15 protein-coding genes, 1 tRNA gene and 1 other annotated feature are annotated in these 19,619 nt (G+C 42.5%); all 16 genes read left to right on the top strand.

Going from position 1 to position 19,619, the window contains the following annotated elements:
- Positions 1-186: 186 nt before the first annotated feature.
- The 16 genes from recQ to clpX all read left to right on the top strand — a co-directional run bounded on the left by recQ (position 187) and on the right by clpX (position 19,458).
- Positions 187-2,328 (top strand): DNA helicase RecQ, encoded by a 2,142-nt coding sequence (gene recQ, locus NR125_RS06460; RefSeq protein ID WP_256814826.1) that lies wholly within the window; start codon positions 187-189, stop codon positions 2,326-2,328.
- Between the two features lie 170 nt (positions 2,329-2,498).
- Positions 2,499-3,566, top strand: a complete 1,068-nt coding sequence (locus NR125_RS06455) for a GerMN domain-containing protein (protein WP_009333180.1) — start codon at positions 2,499-2,501, stop codon at positions 3,564-3,566.
- A gap of 175 nt (positions 3,567-3,741) precedes the next feature.
- A complete protein-coding gene (rph, locus tag NR125_RS06450; protein ID WP_256814812.1) occupies positions 3,742-4,512 on the top strand; it encodes a ribonuclease PH in 771 nt (256 codons plus the stop codon).
- A gap of 1 nt (position 4,513) precedes the next feature.
- Complete coding sequence (locus NR125_RS06445; protein WP_009333178.1) at positions 4,514-5,125, top strand: XTP/dITP diphosphatase; 612 nt, start codon at positions 4,514-4,516, stop codon at positions 5,123-5,125.
- Complete coding sequence (locus tag NR125_RS06440) at positions 5,122-5,640, top strand: metallophosphoesterase (protein WP_009333177.1); 519 nt, start codon at positions 5,122-5,124, stop codon at positions 5,638-5,640. Before NR125_RS06445 ends, NR125_RS06440 begins: the two co-directional genes overlap by 4 nt.
- Before the next feature lie 144 nt (positions 5,641-5,784).
- Positions 5,785-5,861, top strand: a tRNA-Arg gene (locus NR125_RS06435).
- Positions 5,862-6,328: 467 nt separating this feature from the next.
- Positions 6,329-6,584 (top strand) — a binding site (T-box leader).
- 80 nt (positions 6,585-6,664) lie between these two features.
- Positions 6,665-8,386 carry an acetolactate synthase large subunit gene (ilvB, locus tag NR125_RS06430; RefSeq protein WP_256814811.1) on the top strand — a complete coding sequence of 574 codons (1,722 nt, stop codon included), beginning with the start codon at positions 6,665-6,667 and terminating at the stop codon, positions 8,384-8,386.
- The gene (gene ilvN, locus NR125_RS06425) at positions 8,383-8,901 is read left to right on the top strand and encodes an acetolactate synthase small subunit (RefSeq protein WP_009333175.1); all 519 of its coding nucleotides are present in this window, start codon (positions 8,383-8,385) and stop codon (positions 8,899-8,901) included. The genes ilvB and ilvN overlap by 4 nt, the downstream gene beginning before the upstream one ends.
- Before the next feature lie 240 nt (positions 8,902-9,141).
- Positions 9,142-10,164, top strand: coding sequence for a ketol-acid reductoisomerase (ilvC, locus tag NR125_RS06420; RefSeq protein ID WP_009333174.1), 1,023 nt, complete (start codon positions 9,142-9,144; stop codon positions 10,162-10,164).
- Positions 10,151-11,695 carry a 2-isopropylmalate synthase gene (locus NR125_RS06415; RefSeq protein ID WP_009333173.1) on the top strand — a complete coding sequence of 515 codons (1,545 nt, stop codon included), beginning with the start codon at positions 10,151-10,153 and terminating at the stop codon, positions 11,693-11,695. Before ilvC ends, NR125_RS06415 begins: the two co-directional genes overlap by 14 nt.
- Before the next feature lie 110 nt (positions 11,696-11,805).
- Positions 11,806-12,918, top strand: coding sequence for a 3-isopropylmalate dehydrogenase (gene leuB, locus NR125_RS06410; protein ID WP_009333172.1), 1,113 nt, complete (start codon positions 11,806-11,808; stop codon positions 12,916-12,918).
- Positions 12,919-13,014: 96 nt separating this feature from the next.
- On the top strand, positions 13,015-14,430 hold the full coding sequence (gene leuC, locus NR125_RS06405; RefSeq protein WP_009333171.1) for a 3-isopropylmalate dehydratase large subunit: 1,416 nt from the start codon (positions 13,015-13,017) through the stop codon (positions 14,428-14,430).
- 16 nt (positions 14,431-14,446) lie between these two features.
- A complete protein-coding gene (gene leuD, locus NR125_RS06400) occupies positions 14,447-15,040 on the top strand; it encodes a 3-isopropylmalate dehydratase small subunit (RefSeq protein WP_019383245.1) in 594 nt (197 codons plus the stop codon).
- Positions 15,041-15,141: 101 nt separating this feature from the next.
- Positions 15,142-16,170 (top strand): tetratricopeptide repeat protein, encoded by a 1,029-nt coding sequence (locus tag NR125_RS06395; RefSeq protein WP_009333169.1) that lies wholly within the window; start codon positions 15,142-15,144, stop codon positions 16,168-16,170.
- 161 nt (positions 16,171-16,331) lie between these two features.
- A complete protein-coding gene (tig, locus tag NR125_RS06390; RefSeq protein WP_009333168.1) occupies positions 16,332-17,618 on the top strand; it encodes a trigger factor in 1,287 nt (428 codons plus the stop codon).
- Positions 17,619-18,192: 574 nt separating this feature from the next.
- On the top strand, positions 18,193-19,458 hold the full coding sequence (clpX, locus tag NR125_RS06385) for an ATP-dependent protease ATP-binding subunit ClpX (protein WP_009333167.1): 1,266 nt from the start codon (positions 18,193-18,195) through the stop codon (positions 19,456-19,458).
- The last annotated feature ends 161 nt before the right edge of the window (positions 19,459-19,619 follow it).

The following is a 19,619-nucleotide window of genomic DNA, read 5'->3' as shown; positions in this document are numbered from 1 at the left end:
CCCAGCCCCTCGAGGTGAGGCCCCCAGGATGGGGGTCATGCAGACGTTGCCACAGGACGTGGCGTTCTTAGTCTGCGTTCCTTCGCGGGCAAGGCGCTTCCGCTTTTCTTTTAGGATTACATTTTAAAAAAGCTTTGGTATCATGAGAATGATAGACAAATTATATTAGTTGAGTTGGTGATCAATTTGCTGGCACAAGCCGAAAACTATCTGAAAAAATATTTTGGATATACCTCTTTCCGCCCTGGCCAACAGGATATTATTCAAAATATCCTTTCTCAAAACAATACTCTTGGCATTCTCCCAACTGGAGGCGGAAAGTCAATCTGCTTCCAAATACCCGCTCTTGTACTCCCCGGAACGGCCATTGTGATCTCTCCCTTAATTTCCCTGATGAAAGATCAAGTAGATGCTCTTAGCCTTGCCGGCATCCCGGCTGCTTTTATCAACAGCACGCTGTCTTCAGCTGAGTATCAGCATGTTATGGCCGGAATACGCAATGGTGAATATAAGCTCGTGTATGTGGCGCCGGAACGATTTGGTTCCATGGCCTTTTTGGAATTATTAAACGATATTTCAATTAGTGCTATCGTCTTTGATGAGGCGCACTGCATCTCTCAATGGGGACATGATTTCAGACCAAGTTATCGTTCCGTTGTCGAAGAGCTAAACAGCCTGTACCAGAAACCTGTAATCGCTGCTTTGACAGCAACAGCAACACGTGACGTCGCAGAGGATATTCGCAGGCTTTTAAACATAGGAGAGGAACATACGTTTATTACCGGTTTTGCAAGGGAGAATTTATCTTTCCACGTTTTGAAAGGTGTTAACAAAAGGGACTTTATATTGCAGACCATAAAGAAACATAAAAACGAAGCGGGAATTATATATACTTCAAGCCGCAAGGAAACGGACCAGCTGTACCAATTTTTAAAAAGCAAGAACTACTCAGCTGCCAAGTATCATGCAGGCTTAAAGGAAGAAGAACGAAAAGAAGCACAGAATTCCTTTGTATACGATGAATCAGACATTATGATAGCCACGAATGCTTTTGGAATGGGGATTGATAAATCCAATGTCAGATTTGTCATCCACTATAATCTTCCGCGGAACATTGAAGCCTATTATCAGGAAGCGGGGAGGGCTGGCAGAGATGGCGTGGATAGTACATGCTACCTGCTGTTTGCCCCTCAGGATATCCAGCTGCAGAAGTTTTTGATAGAGGAGAGCAGTCTGAATCAACAAAAAATGGAGCAGGAATACAGCAAGCTAAAGGATATGGTGAATTACTGCCATACAGAAAAATGTCTCCAGTCCTATATCATTGAATATTTTGATGAAAATGCCGATCCTATTCGATGCGGCAAATGCAGCAGCTGTCTGGATGAACGGACAAGCATGGATATTACTCAGGAAGCATTAATGATTTTCTCATGCATTAAGCGGATGGGAGAAAGATTTGGCATTACTTTGACAGCCCAGGTTTTAAAAGGCTCCAATAATAAGAGAATCCGCGAAATGAATTTTAATAAACTTTCAACATTTGGATTGCTGAAAAACCGCAAAGAAAAAGAGATTGCTGATATGATAAACTATCTTCTGGCCGAGGACTATCTGGCTTTAACAGATGGGAAATATCCAACAGTAAGGCTGTCAGCCAGTGCGGTTCCCGTGTTGAAGGGGCAGAAAAGATTATTTATGAAAATAAGCGAACCGGTGCCTGTTCAGGAAACAGATGAAAACATTGAGCTCTTCGAGATGCTGAGAAAGCTCAGGAAAAAGTTTGCAGATGAGGAAAATGTCCCTCCTTTCGTAGTATTTGCTGATGCATCATTAAAAGAAATGAGCCGGTATTTTCCAGTCAGCAAGGAAATGATGTTAAATATTAAAGGTGTAGGGCAAATGAAGTATGAAAAGTATGGGGAAGACTTTATCCAGGCTATCAGAGAGTTTGCCGAAGAACATAATATTTCGCCTAATCCGGCTGCAGAAGCACCTTCAAAAACAGAGGAACCAATAGATGATCGCCCAAGCTACCTGATTTCCTTTGACTATTACAAGGATGGAGATTCAATAAGAGAAATAGCCAAAAAGCGAAATTTCTCACCGATAACAATTCAAGAGCATATATTTCGCTCTGTCAGAGAAGGCAATGTAATTGACTGGTCAGAAATATTTAATGAAACTGAAGAAAAGCTCGTTTTACAGGCTGCTGAAAAAGCTGGAAGAGACAAACTTAAACCAATCAAAGAAGAACTTCCGGAAGAAATAGATTATTTTAAAATCAAAGCCGTCCTGGTAAAAGATGAACTGCAGAAACAAATATGACAAAGAAGCTCCTTATGGGGGCTTCTTTTTTAATGGATGCCATTTCAAACCTTTCTTTCGGTTTGTCCAAATTTGTCAAAAATCTATTAACACTTTTATCCCAAAAGCCGGTCTAAATTTCAGATAGGCTCGTATACATGTAGTACAAACTGTCTCAGGGGGGATTATGTATGTCTATAAATAAAAAAACGTCTATAGTGTCAGCTGTGCTGGTATCATCTGTTCTATTATCAGGATGCGGATTGTTCGGAAGCCAGGGGAAGGAAAAGGTCGATCCGCCAAAAGCAGTATCTTATACCGATGAAGGCGAGAGTGTAGCCGAAGAAACAGCTGGAAAAGAAACAGCCGAAAATGAAGAGGGTGTTACGGCAAATCTTAAAACAGAGCTTTACTTGATTGATAAGAACGGGTATGTCGTTCCCCAGACTATTGACTTGCCAAAAACTAATTCAGTTGCTACACAGGCGTTAGAATACCTGGTAGAAAACGGTCCTGTTACAGAATTTCTTCCTAATGATTTCCGTGCAGTCCTTCCGGCTGATACAAAAGTTTCGGTAAATATTAAAGATAAAGTTGCAACCGTCGATTTTTCAAAAGAATTTAAGGAATATGCTAAGGAGGATGAAAAGAAAATTCTCCAATCAGTAACCTGGACACTTACACAATTTGATTCCATTGATAAAGTTAAGCTGACATTAAACGGACATGAATTAAAGGAGATGCCTGTGAATGGCACTCCGGTCAGTTCGGCGTTAAGCAGAGCCAATGGAATAAACATGGATACAACGGAAGTAGTGGATATCACGAATACGAAGCCGGTTACCGTTTATTATCTGGGCGGGGATGAAGAAAACTATTATTACGTGCCTGTCACCAAGCGTGTCAGCAATGATATGGACAATAAAGTTGAAGCGGTTGTATCCGAACTGATAAAAGGGCCGAACTATGCTTCTAATCTGGTGACAGACTTCCTTCCGGATGTAGAGCTGCTTGAGGCTCCAAAAGTTGAAGAAGGAAAAGTCACATTAAACTTCAATGAGAATGTTTTCAGCAGCTTCGAAGAGAAAATGATTTCCAAGCACTTGCTGAATACACTTGTCCTTTCACTGACAGAACAAAAGGGCATCGAAAGCGTGGCTGTCACAGTCGATGGCAAAGCAGAGATTGTCAATGAGGATGGCCAAAAACTATCTGAGCCTGTAACCCGTCCTGAAAATGTGAATACAGGAAGTTTTTAATAGAGCAGATTTTGTTATACTATATAATAACAGGAAAAAGAGGTTGGCATTTAATGCCGCCTCTTCTTTGTTGGTAAAATGAAGGCATGCCAATGTACCTGGACAAAAACATACTTAGGGCGATGCTCTGGATAAATTATTTTTTTACATATGGAAAAGAAGGGGGAATCAGCTTATGCGTGCAGATGGACGTGAACCGAAGCAGCTTAGGCCTATACATATTGAATCAGATTACTTAAAGCATCCTGAGGGCTCTGTGCTTATAACTGTGGGAGACACGAAGGTGATTTGCACAGCAAGTATCGATGAGAGGGTCCCTCCTTTTATGAGGGGACAGGGGAAAGGCTGGATAACAGCTGAATATTCCATGCTTCCAAGAGCAACCGAACAGAGAAACATCAGGGAATCGGCAAAAGGGAAAATCTCAGGTAGAACAATGGAAATCCAGCGTCTGATCGGCCGTGCTCTCCGCGCAGTGGTGGATCTTGATGCGCTTGGCGAAAGAACGGTTTGGCTTGATTGCGACGTAATCCAGGCGGATGGAGGGACCCGGACAGCATCTATTACAGGAGCCTTTGTCGCTATGTCACAGGCGATGGATAAACTGTACAGCAGCAAGAAACTTGCTCACTACCCAATAAATGATTTCCTTGCTGCCATAAGCGTGGGAATTCTTAAAAATAAGCAGGCTGCAGTGGATTTGAATTATATTGAAGACTCCTCAGCGGAAGTAGATATGAATGTCGTTATGACTGGCAGCGGTGAGTTTGTGGAGCTTCAGGGAACGGGAGAAGAAGCGACTTTTTCTTATACCCAGCTGCAGGAAATGCTGGGTGCTGCACAGGAAGGGATATCAGAGCTGTTTGAGTTTCAAAAGGCTGCGCTTGGAGAGAAAATCACAGAAAGTATTCTAAGTAAAAGAGAAAAGCTGGAGGGGAGGTCATAGCATGCAGGAAGTGATTATCGCTACTAAAAATGCAGGCAAAGCCAGAGAGTTTGAACGGATGTTCAAACCTCTTGGGTATGAAGTTAAAACGCTGCTGGATTATCCTGATTTTCATGATGTAGAGGAAACAGGAAGCACGTTTGAAGAGAATGCCATTCTGAAAGCGGAAGCCGTTTCTGAAGCTTTTGGAAGAATGGTAATTGCCGATGATTCAGGATTGATCATTGATGCGCTTGGAGGAAAGCCAGGCATCTATTCAGCCCGCTATGCAGGAGAAGAAAAAAACGACCAGAAAAACATGGAAAAGGTTCTGGATGAGCTCGAAAGTATTCCGGATCATAAGCGGCAGGCGCGGTTCTATTGTGCTCTTGCAATCGCTGCACCCGGAAAAACTACTGTAACAGTTGCAGGAACTTGTGAAGGCCATATCTTAAGAGAAAAAAGAGGGACTAATGGATTTGGCTATGATCCTATTTTCTTTACAGAAGAAAAAAACAAAGCAATGGCTGAATTAATGCCGGAGGAAAAAAGCCAGATCAGCCATAGGGCGCATGCTCTCAAAAAGCTGGAGGAGCTGCTTCCTTCTTTTGTGACGGGAGCTGAGAACTCATGAAGGTTCTGATAGTCAGTGATAGCCATGGGTTAACCTCTGAACTCAGCCAAATCCGCGAAATGCATCCTGATATGGATTTGATGATTCATTGCGGAGATTCTGAGCTTCAGGCAGATCATGACTCATTAAGAGGCTACGCTGCTGTAAGAGGAAATTGTGACTTTGAGGCAGCGTTCCCGGAGGATAGAGTAGAAGAAGCTGGGGGACTCCGCTTTTTCGTCACACACGGCCACAGATATTCCGTTAAGTCTACCTTAATGAATCTGTCATACAAGGCACATGAAATGGAAGCAGATATCGTATGCTTTGGCCATTCACACGGTCTGGGAGCTGAAATGTCCGATGGGATATTATTTATTAACCCCGGAAGCATATGGCTGCCCAGAGGAAGAAAGGAAAAAACATATGTCATACTGGAAGCCAGGGGAAAGGATGTTACACTGGATGTGTATGACTTATCTAATGGGAAAATTCCTGAACTGACACAAAATTTTTCACTGGTAAAAAGCGAGTAATTTGAATATAATAACTGAGGGAAGCCAGTCTTCCCTCAATAATAAAAAAATATCTTACAAAGTGTTGACTTCTTAACATTTGTTTAATATAATAAATCTTGTCGTTGAGTTAATTAATCTCAATCAAGAAAAAATGTTCAATACGTCCCAGTAGCTCAGCTGGATAGAGCAACGGCCTTCTAAGCCGTCGGTCGGGAGTTCGAATCTCTCCTGGGACGCCATTTACACATCTGGCAGCACTACATATCTTACCGAATTCTTACTCACCTTTTTGGTGAGTTTTTTTATTTTTAATCTAGTTTTAATAGCAGTAGTCTCCCAGTGGAACCTTCAGTACTTAAGCCATTTTAAAACCTCTTAAATTTAAACCGATTTCAGCTGTCATACCCCTTCATAAAAAAATTATCTAAAATTTTTTTGTCCCAGAGAATGTGAATATATCAACAATGTAAGCGGATACACAAAAACAGACTAATCGAAATTATCAAATAATTCATAAAAAGGGTGTTGACGGCTGATAAAAATGGGCGTAAGATAGTCCTCAATATAAGAAATTCACACCTTTAAGTTAAATAGAATTATAACCTTCATCTTAGTGAAAACATTCTTGTAATAAGCTTCTTGGGTTTTTTTTATTTAATAATTCAACGGTTTAAAGCGTTAGTGTAATGAGGTTGAAATCAGAATATGAAAAGCGTAGAAGAGGATAAGTAGTTTTATGACAGGCATTCACAGAGAGCCGGACCTGCTGAAAACCGGTAATGCCCTCTTAAAATGAACTCACCTCTGAGCGCAGTCCTGAAAGATGATCGATTAGGGGCTGCCGGGTGTTCTTCACCCGTTATCAAAACGGACAGCATTTGGCTGTTCATGAGTGCACGCACTATAAGCGTGAATCAGGGTGGTACCGTGGAACAGGTTATCAAAGCCTTTTCATCCCTTATACCTACAATCGATAGGTGTCTTTAGGGGTGGAAGGGCTTTTTATATTGGAATTATATAAACATGAGGAGGTTATCAACAAATGCTGCAGGAAGCTGCCTTAACAGAAACAAAAACGGAGACACATCCTGTCACCGGTGCTGATCTGTTATTAAGAGCCTTGGAGAAAGAAAATGTTGAAGTGATTTTTGGTTATCCTGGAGGAGCTGTTCTTCCACTCTACGACAAACTGTATCATTCAGAGATTCTTCATGTGCTGCCGCGTCATGAACAGGGAGGAATTCATGCTGCTGAAGGGTATGCCCGGATATCTGGAAAGCCGGGCGTTGTAATTGCCACTTCAGGCCCAGGAGCCACTAATATTGTTACCGGGCTTGCGGACGCAATGATGGATTCACTTCCGCTGATTGTTTTTACAGGCCAGGTGGCAACGGGAGTCATTGGATCAGACGCCTTTCAGGAGGCAGATATCCTGGGGATAACCACTCCAATTACAAAATACAATTATCAGGTCCGCAGCATTGAAGATATCCCGAGAATTGTTAAAGAAGCTTTTTATATAGCTTCAACCGGCAGGCCAGGACCAGTACTGATCGATATACCTAAAGACATCGCTGCGGGAGTTTCAGATCAGCCTGAGGAAGAAAAGGAAGTGAATCTGCCGGGATATCAGCCGACATTAAAACCAAATTACCTGCAAATAAGGAAATTAACTGAAGCGGTCAGCCGATCGAAAAAGCCTGTCATCCTGGCTGGTGCGGGCGTGCTTCATGGAAGAGCATCCAAAGAATTAAAAGAGTATGCGGAGCAGCAGCAAATTCCTATTATTCACACACTCCTGGGCCTCGGCGGGTTCCCGGCAGATCATCCATTATTTATCGGAATGGCAGGGATGCATGGCTGTTATGCAGCCAATATGGGACTTACAGAATGTGACTTGCTGATAAATATTGGAGCCCGATTTGATGACAGATTAACTGGAAACTTACAGCATTTTGCACCACATGCAACAGTCGCCCATATTGATATTGATCCTGCTGAAATCGGCAAGAACGTTCCGACTTCCATTCCGATTGTCTCAGATGCAAAAGAAGCTCTAGAGCAGCTGATTCTGCAGGATGGAAAACCGCCGGCCCATAAAGAATGGATGGAAACCATCATGGACTGGCAGGAGGAATATCCATATTTCTATGATAAAGAGTCTGGACGATTGAAGCCCCAGAAAGTCATGGAAATGCTTCATTCAAAAACGGAAGGGAATGCCATCGTCGTAACAGACGTAGGACAGCATCAAATGTGGGCAGCCCAATACTACCGCTTTAATAAGGCAGACAGGTGGGTGACATCAGGAGGGCTTGGTACAATGGGATTTGGTTTCCCTGCCAGCATCGGAGCTCAGCTGGCCGACCCGGAAGCATGCGTACTCGCTATTTGCGGAGATGGAGGGTTCCAAATGTCAACGCAGGAGCTTGCCATTATACAGGAAATGAACCTGCCGGTGAAAATTATCATTTTTAATAATATGGCCCTTGGCATGGTCCGGCAATGGCAGGAGATATTTTATGAATCCCGTTTCTCTCACAGCAAAATTCCAGTACAGCCATCATTCGTAAAATTGGCAGAAGCCTACGGAATAAAAGGATATGTCATTCAATCTGAAGAAGAAGCTGAAGAGTTATTGGATGAAGTGCTTCATAACCGCGAACCAGTACTTATCGACTTCCGGGTGGATCCGGATGAAAACGTGTATCCGATGATTGCGCCTGGAAAAGGACTTCATGAAATGGCAGGTGTAAAACCATGAAAAGAGTCATATGCCTGACTGTTATGAATCGGCCGGGTGTGCTAAACAGAATCACGAATTTATTTTCCAAAAGAAACTTTAATATCGAAAGCATTTCAGTTGGGCTGTCTGAACATGAAGGGATGTCGCGCATCACTTGTGTGGTCCATGTTGAGGACTCCAGTGCCAGTGAACAAATTACGAAACAGCTAAACAAGCAAATCGATGTGATAAAAGTGACTGATATCACGGATCAGTCGATAGTGGCAAGGGAGCTCGCCCTCATAAAAGTTCAGGCGGTCCCTTATACAAGAAATGAAATATACTCTTTGATTGAACCTTTTAGAGCTTCTGTCATAGATGTCAGCAAGGATAGCATGACTGTTCAGATTACAGGTGAATCTGATAAAGTAGAAGCTTTCATTGAACTTATTAAACCTTATGGAATCAAAGAGCTTGCCCGGACGGGAACAACGGCATTCCCAAGAGGAACACAGCGTACTTCCCAGCAGTCCAAATCATATTCAATTGTTTAATTATTAATTACTGAGTTGATTGTAGCGGAAGGTGCGAGACTCCTGCAGGAGTAGCGGGACAGGTGAGACCCCGCAGACGCGCAGCGTCGAGGAGGCTCACCGCCCGCCCCGCGGAAAGAGAGCAGCCTGGAGCGGAAATCAACGGACAGCATTGATAAAAGAAACACTACAATTTATACGAATAGAGCCAAAAATTAATTATAAAAAATAATAAATTTTAATAGGAGAGGGAGATAAAACATGGCAAAAATGTACTATAACGGAGATGCAAATGCAGCTTATTTAAACGGAAAGAAAGTAGCGGTTATCGGATACGGTTCTCAGGGACATGCGCATGCGTTAAACATGAGGGACAGCGGAGTTGAAGTTGTAATCGGCCTTAGAAAAGGGAAGTCTTGGGAAAAAGCAGAAGAAGACGGCTTCCAGGTATATTCGGTCGCTGAGGCTGCTGCACAGTCTGATGTAGTGATGATCTTATTGCCGGATGAACTCCAGCCAAAAGTATACAAGGAAGAAATTGAACCGAATCTATCAAGCCAGGCATTAATGTTTGCTCATGGATTTAACATTCATTTTAATCAGATCGTGCCTCCAAAAGAGTGTGATGTACTGCTTGTAGCACCTAAGGGACCAGGCCATTTGGTCAGAAGAACATATGAACAGGATGCAGGTGTCCCAGCACTGTTTGCAGTCCATCAGGACGTAACGGGAGAAGCGAAGGAACTGGCCCTTGCTTACGCTAAAGCCATTGGATCTCTTCGCGCAGGTGCATTAGAAACAACGTTTAAAGAAGAAACCGAGACAGATCTATTTGGCGAACAGGCAGTGCTATGCGGCGGGTTGACTTCTTTGGTGAAAGCAGGATTTGAAACTCTTACAGAAGCTGGGTATCAGCCGGAACTGGCATACTTTGAATGTCTCCATGAGCTAAAACTCATCGTTGACCTTATGTATGAAGGCGGTTTGGAAGGAATGCGCTATTCCATCTCAGATACTGCTCAATGGGGAGATTTTGTCAGCGGCCCGCGGGTAGTAGATGCAAGAGTGAAAGAAGAAATGAAGGCAGTTTTGAAAGATATCCAGGAAGGCAATTTTGCTAAAGGCTGGATTTTGGAAAACCAGGCAAATAGACCGGTATTCAATGCCGTAAATCAGAGAGAAAATGAGCATCCGATCGAGCAGGTTGGAAGAGAGCTTCGCAAGATGATGCCGTTTGTCAATAGCAGCAAGAAGAAAGAAGTGGTCGTAAGTGCGAACAATTAAGATATTTGACACAACCTTAAGAGATGGCGAACAATCGGCCGGTGTAAACCTTAACTTTTCCGAAAAGTTAGAAATTGCCAGACAGCTGGAGCGCTTGAATGTTGATATTATTGAAGCTGGTTTTCCTGCAGCGTCAAAAGGTGATTTTGCTTCTGTTCAGAAAATTGCCCAGACTATTAATAATTGCTCGGTCACAGGCCTGGCGAGAGCAGTTATCTCTGATATAGATGCCGCATGGGGAGCATTAAAGGACGGGGCTGAGCCAAGGATACATACATTCCTGGCAACCTCTCCGATTCACAGACAATATAAGTTAAAGAAAACGAAAGAAGAAGTGGTTGAAACAGCAGTTGAAACAGTTAAGTATGCTGCTTCAAAGTTCCCGATCGTCCAGTGGTCTGCGGAGGATGCTACCAGGACGGAATTGCCTTTTCTTGCTGAAATAATTGAAAAGGTCATCCAGGCTGGGGCGACGATCATTAATATACCGGATACTGTGGGATACACAACACCGCAGGAATATGGAGAGATTTTTCAATATTTAAGAAATCATGTTCCTTCTATTGATAAAGTATCCTTATCAGCTCATTGCCATGATGACTTGGGAATGGCCATAGCTAATTCCCTTTCAGCTATAGAAAATGGAGCAACACAGATTGAGGGCACTATCAACGGGATTGGTGAAAGAGCAGGAAATGCGGCATTGGAGGAACTGGCGGTAGCCCTTTACATCCGAAATAATCATTATCAGGCTTCCACCCGTCTGAATCTTCAGGAAATCAGCAGAACGAGCAGCCTGATCAGCAAGCTGACAGGCATGGTGGTACCAGCCAATAAAGCGATTGTCGGAAGAAATGCTTTTGCACATGAATCAGGAATACACCAGGATGGGGTACTGAAGGAAAAAACAACTTATGAAATTATTTCCCCTGATCTAGTCGGATTCCAATCCAATTCCATGGTGCTTGGAAAACACTCTGGACGCCATGCCTTTAAAAATCGTCTGAGTGAACTGGGGCTTGAAGTAGCAGATGAAGAAGCAAACCGGCTATTCACAGTTTTCAAGGATTTGGCTGACCGCAAAAAAGAGATGACAGACGATGACCTTGCAGCCATTGTACTTGAAGAGAAGCTCTCCAAGGAACAACGATTCTATGATTTGATCGGAATCCAAATTCAATATGGCACGAACTCTGTTCCAACGGCAACTGTTACTCTGTCAGGATCAAATAACGAAGTGATCCAGGAAGCCGGTACTGGAGCAGGAAGCATAGAAGCTCTGTATAACACATTGGAAAAATGCTTGAATGGAACAGCTAACCTTCTTGATTACCGCATTCAATCCGTAGGGGCAGGTAGAGACGCTTTAGCTCAGGTTTATGTAAAGCTGAACTACGAAGGAGTGGAAACCAGCGGCCGCGGATTGGCTCAGGATGTGCTCGAAGCGTCCTCAAAGGCTTACTTGAACGCTGTTAATAGAGTGATATATATGAAAGAAAAAGCACAGGCGCAAGCGGTAGAGGCGAATTAATAGAAGCTCCTGTTCCTCCCCGCGGGTTTGCTATAGTGCCCCGTGCTGAAATCAATAACCAAAACAATAATCTATAAGAATAAACAAAAAAACAGACGGAGGGATTAAAAATGAAAAAACGTATCGCAGTACTTCCAGGAGATGGGATCGGCAAAGAAGTGGTGAAGGGAGCAATTGAAGTCCTGCAGGCCGTTGGAGAACGGTTCGGACATCAATTCCAATTTTCATATGGCAAAATTGGCGGTTCTGCTATTGATGCAGCCGGAACTCCACTGCCTGATGAAACGCTGGAGCTTTGCAAAGAAAGCGATGCGGTCATGCTGGGAGCGGTTGGAGGGCCTAAATGGGACCGGCAGCCTCCCCACCTTCGTCCTGAAAAGGGTCTCTTGAAGATCCGAAAGGAATTGAATCTCTATGCAAATCTGCGGCCAACTCAATATTATTCCAGCCTTTCTGATACTTCTCCATTAAAAAATGAAGTAATTGAAGGTGTGGATATGCTGATGGTCAGAGAATTAACTGGCGGCCTGTATTTCGGAAAGCCAAGCGAGAGGACCCAGCAAAACGGAAAAGATGCTGTGGTAGATACATTGTTTTATCAAAAAGAAGAAATGCGGCGAGTCATTAAACTGGCCTTTGAACTTGCCGGAAGCCGCCGTGGCAAGGTGACTTCTGTTGACAAGGCAAATGTTCTGGAATCAAGCCGAATGTGGAGAGAGGTAGCGGAGGAAATTGCAAAGCAATATCCGGAAGTGGCATTGGAGCATATGCTTGTTGACAATGCAGCGATGCAAATGATTAAAAATCCGAAGCAATTCGATGTTGTAGTAACGGAAAATATGTTTGGTGATATTTTGAGCGATGAAGCTTCTGTATTGACTGGCTCTTTAGGGATGCTTCCTTCTGCCAGTATCTCGGAAAATGGGCCATATTTATACGAACCAATCCATGGTTCAGCACCGGATATTCAAGGGAAGAATGCAGCCAATCCTATTGCCATGATTTTATCAGCAGCGATGATGCTTCGATTATCTTTCGGAATGGAAGAGGAAGCTGAAGCGGTTGAAAATGCTGTTAATCAAGTACTTGAAGCTGGCTATCGTACAAGAGATATTGTTTCATTTGGAAAAAAGGTGGTAACTACTTCTGAAATGATTGAAGAGGTGAAGGCTACCCTTTTGGATAACGAAGCGATTCTAAATATCATGGGGGCTTATGCATAAAGCTGAAATGATGGCTGGACACAGTTTCAGCTGATTTTAAAAACTGAGACACGGCCTTCATCGGCCGTGTTTCTTTTAAAAAGGGAGTGGAACAGAATGGGAAAATCAATAATAGATAAGATTTGGGAAAAGCATGTAGTCCACAGGGAAGAGGGGAAGCCGGATTTGATGTACATAGACCTCCACTTAGTGCACGAGGTTACATCCCCTCAGGCTTTTTCAGGTTTAAGAATGAAAAACAGAAAAGTCAGAAGGCCTGATAAAACGTTTGCTACAGTTGACCATAATATTCCTACTGATAACCGAAAAGTCATCAATGATCCTGTTGCACTGAACCAAATGACTACTTTGGAAAAAAACTGTCTGGAATTCGGCATCCCTCTTGCAGGCCTGGATAGTCCTGAACAGGGGATAGTCCATGTTATCGGGCCGGAGCTGGGGCTTACTCAGCCAGGCATGACAATTGTTTGCGGTGACAGCCATACATCGACTCATGGAGCTTTTGGATCAATAGCATTTGGCATTGGAACAAGTGAAGTGGAGCATGTCATGGCTACCCAGACTTTATGGCAAAGCAAGCCTAAAACATTAAAACTGGAGATAAATGGCGAGTTGAAAAAAGGGGTTACCGCTAAAGATGTCATACTTTATATTATTGCCAAAAACGGAATTGGCTTTGGTACGGGCCATATTATTGAATATTGCGGGGATGCCATTGCGAAAATGTCAATGGAAGAAAGAATGACGATTTGTAATATGTCCATTGAAGGAGGAGCAAGGGCAGGGCTTGTCAGTCCTGATGGAACGACGTTTGCGTATCTGCAAGGACGGAAGTATGCACCAAAAGGAGCTGAATTTGCGCAGGCGGTAGAGAATTGGAAAGAGCTTGTATCCGATCCTGATGCGGCATACGATAAAACCATTCAAATTGATGCAGCAGATATTGCGCCAATGGTCAGCTGGGGGACAAATCCTTCTATGACTTCCAAAGTGAATGAACAGCTTCCAAAACTTGAGGAATGCAAAAACGAGCTTGAACAAAAATCACTTTCTAGAGCTTTAGATTATATGGGGCTGCAGGAAGGGCAGAAAATTGAAGACATTCAGATTCAGCATGTATTCATCGGGTCCTGTACAAATTCCCGGCTGGAAGACTTAAAACAGGCCGCGGAAATAATTAGAGGGAAGAAAGTTCATCCTCAAGTCCGTGCACTTGTTGTTCCGGGGTCACAGCAGGTCAAAAAGCAGGCGGAGGCTGAAGGACTGGATCTTATCTTTAAGCAGGCTGGTTTTGAATGGAGGGAATCAGGCTGCAGCATGTGTTTGAGCATGAATAATGATATTGTGCCAAGCGGCGAGCATTGTGCATCAACATCAAATCGAAATTTTGAAGGACGCCAGGGATCAGGGGCCAGAACACATCTTGTCAGTCCATTAATGGCGGCTGCGGCAGCTTTGTACGGACATTTTGTGGACGTAGGTGCTTTGCTTAGCGCAGAAACAGTTCAATAAAAAGGAGGAGAACAAAATGAGCGGATTTAAAACACTGCAAGGGAAAGCTGCTGCTTTAGATAGAGCAAATGTGGATACTGATCAGATTATCCCCAAGCAATTTCTTAAGAGAATTGAAAAAACGGGGTTTGGACAGTATCTGTTCTATGACTGGAGATTTACAAAAGATGGTTTGCCTAATCCTGAGTTTGAGTTGAATAAGGAAGAAAACCAGGGTGCCCCTATCCTCATTGCAAATGAAAACTTCGGCTGCGGTTCTTCGAGGGAGCATGCACCATGGGCTTTAGGAGATTATGGCTTTAAAGTCATCATTGCCCCTTCATTTGCTGATATTTTTCATCAAAATTGCTTAAAAAATGGACTTTTGCCAATCACTCTTCCGGCTGAAACAGTCGAATATCTGCTCAAGCGTGCTAAAAGCCAGCCATACGAATTAAAGGTTGATTTGCAGAATCAAGTAATTGAAGATGAACATAATTTTTCAGCATCATTCTCTATTAATGATTACTGGAAAAAAATGCTGATTAATGGTTGGGATGAAATAGAGATTACCCTTCAATTAGAAAAAAGCATTTCAAATTTTGAAGAAAAAAAGTTAGCGGTACAGTAGGAATGTATGAAAGATTCATGGCGGGAAACCATGAATCTTTTTGTTTTTCTGCTGATTCATGCTACACTATCTTCAAAAATATAAGTTGAGGCGGTACTAGCATGGGAAAGCGGGAACGGAAAAATCAAAACAATAAAATCATTCTATTTCCCGGCCTTGAGAAAAGACTGCTGGAAAAGGGGCTTGAGTCCTTTCAGCAGAAAAGGTATCAGGAATCGATCCGGTTCTTTGAAGAAGCAATGGAGATGGAGCCTGAGAATACCGATGTACATATCGGGCTTGTTCTGGCATATTATGAAGCGGGAGAGTTGGAAAAAGCGAAAGAACTGGCTAATAAAATGCTCCAAACAGGCATTGGGGATTACATACAGGTAATGGATCTTTATTTAATGATCCTTGTGCAGCTGCACCAATACAGCGAGATTGCAGCAATGATTGAAGTTCTCCTTGAAGAGAGGGAGATCCCGAAGGAGAAGTTTGAGCATTTCAGCAGAATGCTTGAGTTCAGCAGAAAGATGGCGGCTTCACCGTCTGAAGCCGAGATTGAAGCACCTGAAATGGAGGAATTCAAGAACAGGAAGTTAAATCTGTTCTCCTACCAGGATCAGCATGACCAAGTGCAGATCGCTGCACAGCTGGCAGAACATAATATCAGGCCATATATAGAAGATATTAAAGCATATCTTGAAGCGCATGACGGTAATCCTTTCTTTAAAACGATGCTCTTAAATGTGCTTACCGAGCATGGTTATGATAAATATGTACCGATTCGGAAATTTAATAAGAGTGTACGAGTTATTCCTGCTGATCTCCCCCCGGTACATCAGCAGCCGATGCTGTTAAAAATAGTCAATAAACTGGAGATTCAGCTCGAGCAGGAAGATCCGGTATTATATGAAAATACAAAAAGCCTTGCAGAAAGGCACTTTTTCCTGCTATATCCGCTTGAGGCTTCACCGGATAACGCTGCGTCCTGGGCGGCGGCATACCATATGCTTTCATATGAGTACCATGGCTTAACCAGTTCTTTCAGCAAACTGGGAGATATTTATGAAGCTCCTGAAGAGGAAATTGAACAGGCTCTTGCCTTTATAAGAAAGATAGAAGAAATTTCTTATCCCAATATTTAGCCTTCAATGTTGAAAGACAGGGAGTGTATGTTATAATATAATGGTTGTATTATGTGTATATATACATTTTTATTAAATGGATATGGCTTGAAAAACAAGAGATATTCATAACATTCTGTGTTGAATGAAATGATAATAGATTTTTGGAGGGAAATGATTGTATGTCTGCTAAATTTGAAAAGTTAGAAGGGAACCGCGGGGTTCTTACAATTGAAGTAGATGCAGAGAAAGTGAATGAAGGCTTAGACGCTGCATTTAAAAAAGTAGTTAAGCAAGTAAACGTACCAGGATTCCGTAAAGGAAAAATGCCTCGCGGAATGTTTGAAAAGCGTTTCGGAGTTGAATCTTTATACCAGGATGCAGTAGATTATCTTCTTCCAGAAGCTTATGCTAATGCAATTGATGAAACAGGCATTGAGCCGGTAGATCGTCCTGAAATCGATGTTGAGCAAATCGAACAAGGAAAAAACCTTATCTTCAAAGCTACAGTTACTGTTAAGCCTGAAGTAAAGCTTGGCGAATACAAAGGCCTGGAAGTCAAGCCACTTGAAACAAACGTTACAGATGAAGATGTTAACAGCGAGCTAACTTCACTTCAGGAAAGACAAGCTGAACTTGCCGTTAAAGAAGAAGGAAAAGCTGAAACTGGCGATACAGTTGTTATGGACTTTGAAGGATTCGTTGATGGCGAAGCTTTCGAAGGCGGAAAAGCTGAGAATTACTCACTTGAACTTGGTTCAGGACAGTTCATCCCTGGCTTTGAAGACCAATTGACTGGAACCGCGGCTGGAGAATCCAAGGAAGTTGAAGTTACTTTCCCAGAGGAATACCATGCTGCCGAGCTAGCTGGAAAGCCTGCAACATTCAAAGTAACTGTACATGAAATCAAAACAAAACAGCTTCCTGAGCTTGATGATGAGTTTGCTAAAGATGCAGACGAAGAAGTTGAAACTTTGGATGCATTAAAAGAAAAAATCAAAACTCGCTTAGAAGAAAGCAAGAAGCATGAAGCTGAGCACCATGTCCGTGATACTGTTGTTGAAGCAGCAGCAGCTAATGCTGAAATGGAAATTCCAGCAGCAATGGTTGACACAGAAGTTAACCGCATGATGCAGGAGTTCGAACAGCGTCTGCAAATGCAAGGCATGAACCTTGAACTATACTTCCAGTTCTCCGGACAGGATGAAGCTGCACTGCGCGAGCAAATGAAAGAGGAAGCTGAAAAGCGCGTACGCGTTAACCTGACTCTTGAAGCAATCGCAAAAGCAGAAAACATCGAAGTAAGTGATGAAGAAGTTACAGAAGAACTTAACAAAATGGCAGAAATGTACAACATGTCTGCTGACCAGATCACACAAGCTCTTGGAAGCCTTGAAGGCCTAAAAGCAGATCTTCAAATTAAAAAAGCAGTAGATTTCCTTGTGGAAAATAGTAAAACTGTTGCATAATAAAAGAAAAGCGGAGTCGGAGCTAGACAGTGATCTAACTTCGAAAGCAGAAATTTTCTCCCTTTTAATAAGAAACAAGGCGCGAGTTTATCGTGCCTTGTTTTATACCATCAAGACAATACATAATTAAAATCTCCCTTGTATCTTTTGCCTGGTGAAAGTTTTACGGCATATTGAACATGGACAGGAATACAAATACATATATAGATAATTTAATTATCGGTCCAAGGGGCCGACTTAATTTAGCCATTTTTGGTTAAGCTTATGAAAGTACATATAAAATTCAGCCTGTTTTTTCTTTGCGAAATCCCATCACATGCATGCATACATAATTGGAATGTTTTAAGAGTTATCATTTCCTGTCCACTGTAAAAATGTGTTACAATGCAATACATAACTGCTGAAGGTTTTGATTTTTAAGAAAGTGTGAATTATTAAAGAGGGCATGTTTGCACGTATATTTCAAAGAGCCCGCCATAATTCCCAACCTTTCTATGGCTGAATAAAGAACTATTTGCATGTGATCTCGCAAGCTTAATATATCGTTTTGAAGTTTTTTCAAGGGGTGAAGGATTTGTTTAAATTTAATGATGAAAAAGGGCAATTGAAATGTTCTTTCTGTGGCAAGACACAGGATCAGGTCCGCAAACTTGTTGCTGGGCCAGGAGTATATATATGTGATGAATGCATTGAACTTTGCACTGAAATTGTGGAGGAAGAGCTGGGTACAGAAGAAGAAGTGGAATTCAAAGATGTGCCAAAGCCAGCTGAAATCCGCGATATTCTGGATGAGTACGTAATTGGCCAGGATCAGGCGAAAAAATCGTTATCTGTTGCGGTATATAATCACTATAAGCGCATCAATTCCAACAGCAAGATAGATGAAGTTGAACTATCAAAAAGTAATATTGCCATGATCGGTCCGACTGGTAGCGGTAAAACCTTGCTTGCTCAGACATTGGCCCGTATTCTTAATGTTCCGTTTGCAATTGCAGACGCAACATCATTGACTGAAGCCGGATATGTCGGGGAAGATGTTGAAAATATTCTCCTAAAGCTTATTCAGGCAGCAGATTATGATGTGGAAAAGGCAGAAAAAGGAATCATTTATATTGATGAGATTGATAAAGTTGCACGTAAGTCAGAAAATCCATCAATTACTCGTGATGTATCGGGTGAAGGTGTGCAGCAGGCTCTATTGAAAATTCTGGAGGGAACAGTTGCGAGCGTACCGCCACAAGGCGGCCGCAAACATCCTCATCAGGAATTTATCCAGATTGACACGACCAATATCCTGTTTATTTGCGGCGGTGCATTTGATGGCATTGAGCAAATTATTAAACGCCGCTTAGGCCAGAAGGTAATTGGCTTTGGATCCGACCAGAATCAAAAAGAAATCGAGCCAAAGGATCTTCTTGCAAAAGTGCTTCCTGAAGACCTGCTGAAATTCGGTTTAATCCCTGAATTTATTGGACGTCTTCCAGTTATTGCAAGCCTTTCCCAGCTTGATGAAGCTGCATTGATTGAGATTTTAACTAAACCTAAAAATGCACTTGTCAAACAATATCAGAAAATGCTTGAACTTGATGATGTTGAGCTTGATTTTGAAGAAGGCGCACTTGAAGAAATTGCTAAAAAAGCAATTGAAAGAAAAACAGGTGCCCGAGGACTGCGCTCCATTATTGAAGGAATCATGCTGGATGTAATGTTTGATCTTCCATCACGCGAAGATATTAAAAAATGCATTATTACGAAAGAAACGGTTATTGATAATGGTTCGCCAAAACTTGTTTTGGAGGACGGAACAGTCGTAGAAGAAGAGCGTAAGACGTCAGCATAATAAAAAGTGGCCAGCCTTGAGGCATGGCCATTTTTTATGCTCTTAAATATTTATTCTTGAGGCCCCCAAGGATGGGGTCATGCGGACATTGCCACAGGACAAGGAAAGCTGTGGTATCGATACATCGCAGGACCGAAAGCGGCAGCTTTTGGGAGGAGGCG

It is taken from the genome of Cytobacillus sp. Bac17 (assembly GCF_024519925.1).
GTDB classification, from domain to species: domain Bacteria; phylum Bacillota; class Bacilli; order Bacillales; family Cytobacillaceae; genus Cytobacillus; species Cytobacillus pseudoceanisediminis.
Note: the sequence above shows the minus strand (reverse complement) of the source record. Positions and strands in the feature narration are given on the sequence as shown.

Excerpts from the sequence above, each read along its gene's own strand:
- NR125_RS06455 (WP_009333180.1), top strand. The coding sequence starts at position 2,499 with ATGTCTATAAATAAAAAAACGTCTATAGTGTCAGCTGTGCTGGTATCA.
- rph (WP_256814812.1), top strand. The coding sequence starts at position 3,742 with ATGCGTGCAGATGGACGTGAACCGAAGCAGCTTAGGCCTATACATATT.
- NR125_RS06445 (WP_009333178.1), top strand. The coding sequence starts at position 4,514 with ATGCAGGAAGTGATTATCGCTACTAAAAATGCAGGCAAAGCCAGAGAG.
- NR125_RS06440 (WP_009333177.1), top strand. The coding sequence starts at position 5,122 with ATGAAGGTTCTGATAGTCAGTGATAGCCATGGGTTAACCTCTGAACTC.
- ilvB (WP_256814811.1), top strand. The coding sequence starts at position 6,665 with ATGCTGCAGGAAGCTGCCTTAACAGAAACAAAAACGGAGACACATCCT.
- ilvN (WP_009333175.1), top strand. The coding sequence starts at position 8,383 with ATGAAAAGAGTCATATGCCTGACTGTTATGAATCGGCCGGGTGTGCTA.
- ilvC (WP_009333174.1), top strand. The coding sequence starts at position 9,142 with ATGGCAAAAATGTACTATAACGGAGATGCAAATGCAGCTTATTTAAAC.
- leuB (WP_009333172.1), top strand. The coding sequence starts at position 11,806 with ATGAAAAAACGTATCGCAGTACTTCCAGGAGATGGGATCGGCAAAGAA.
- leuC (WP_009333171.1), top strand. The coding sequence starts at position 13,015 with ATGGGAAAATCAATAATAGATAAGATTTGGGAAAAGCATGTAGTCCAC.
- leuD (WP_019383245.1), top strand. The coding sequence starts at position 14,447 with ATGAGCGGATTTAAAACACTGCAAGGGAAAGCTGCTGCTTTAGATAGA.
- NR125_RS06395 (WP_009333169.1), top strand. The coding sequence starts at position 15,142 with ATGGGAAAGCGGGAACGGAAAAATCAAAACAATAAAATCATTCTATTT.
- tig (WP_009333168.1), top strand. The coding sequence starts at position 16,332 with ATGTCTGCTAAATTTGAAAAGTTAGAAGGGAACCGCGGGGTTCTTACA.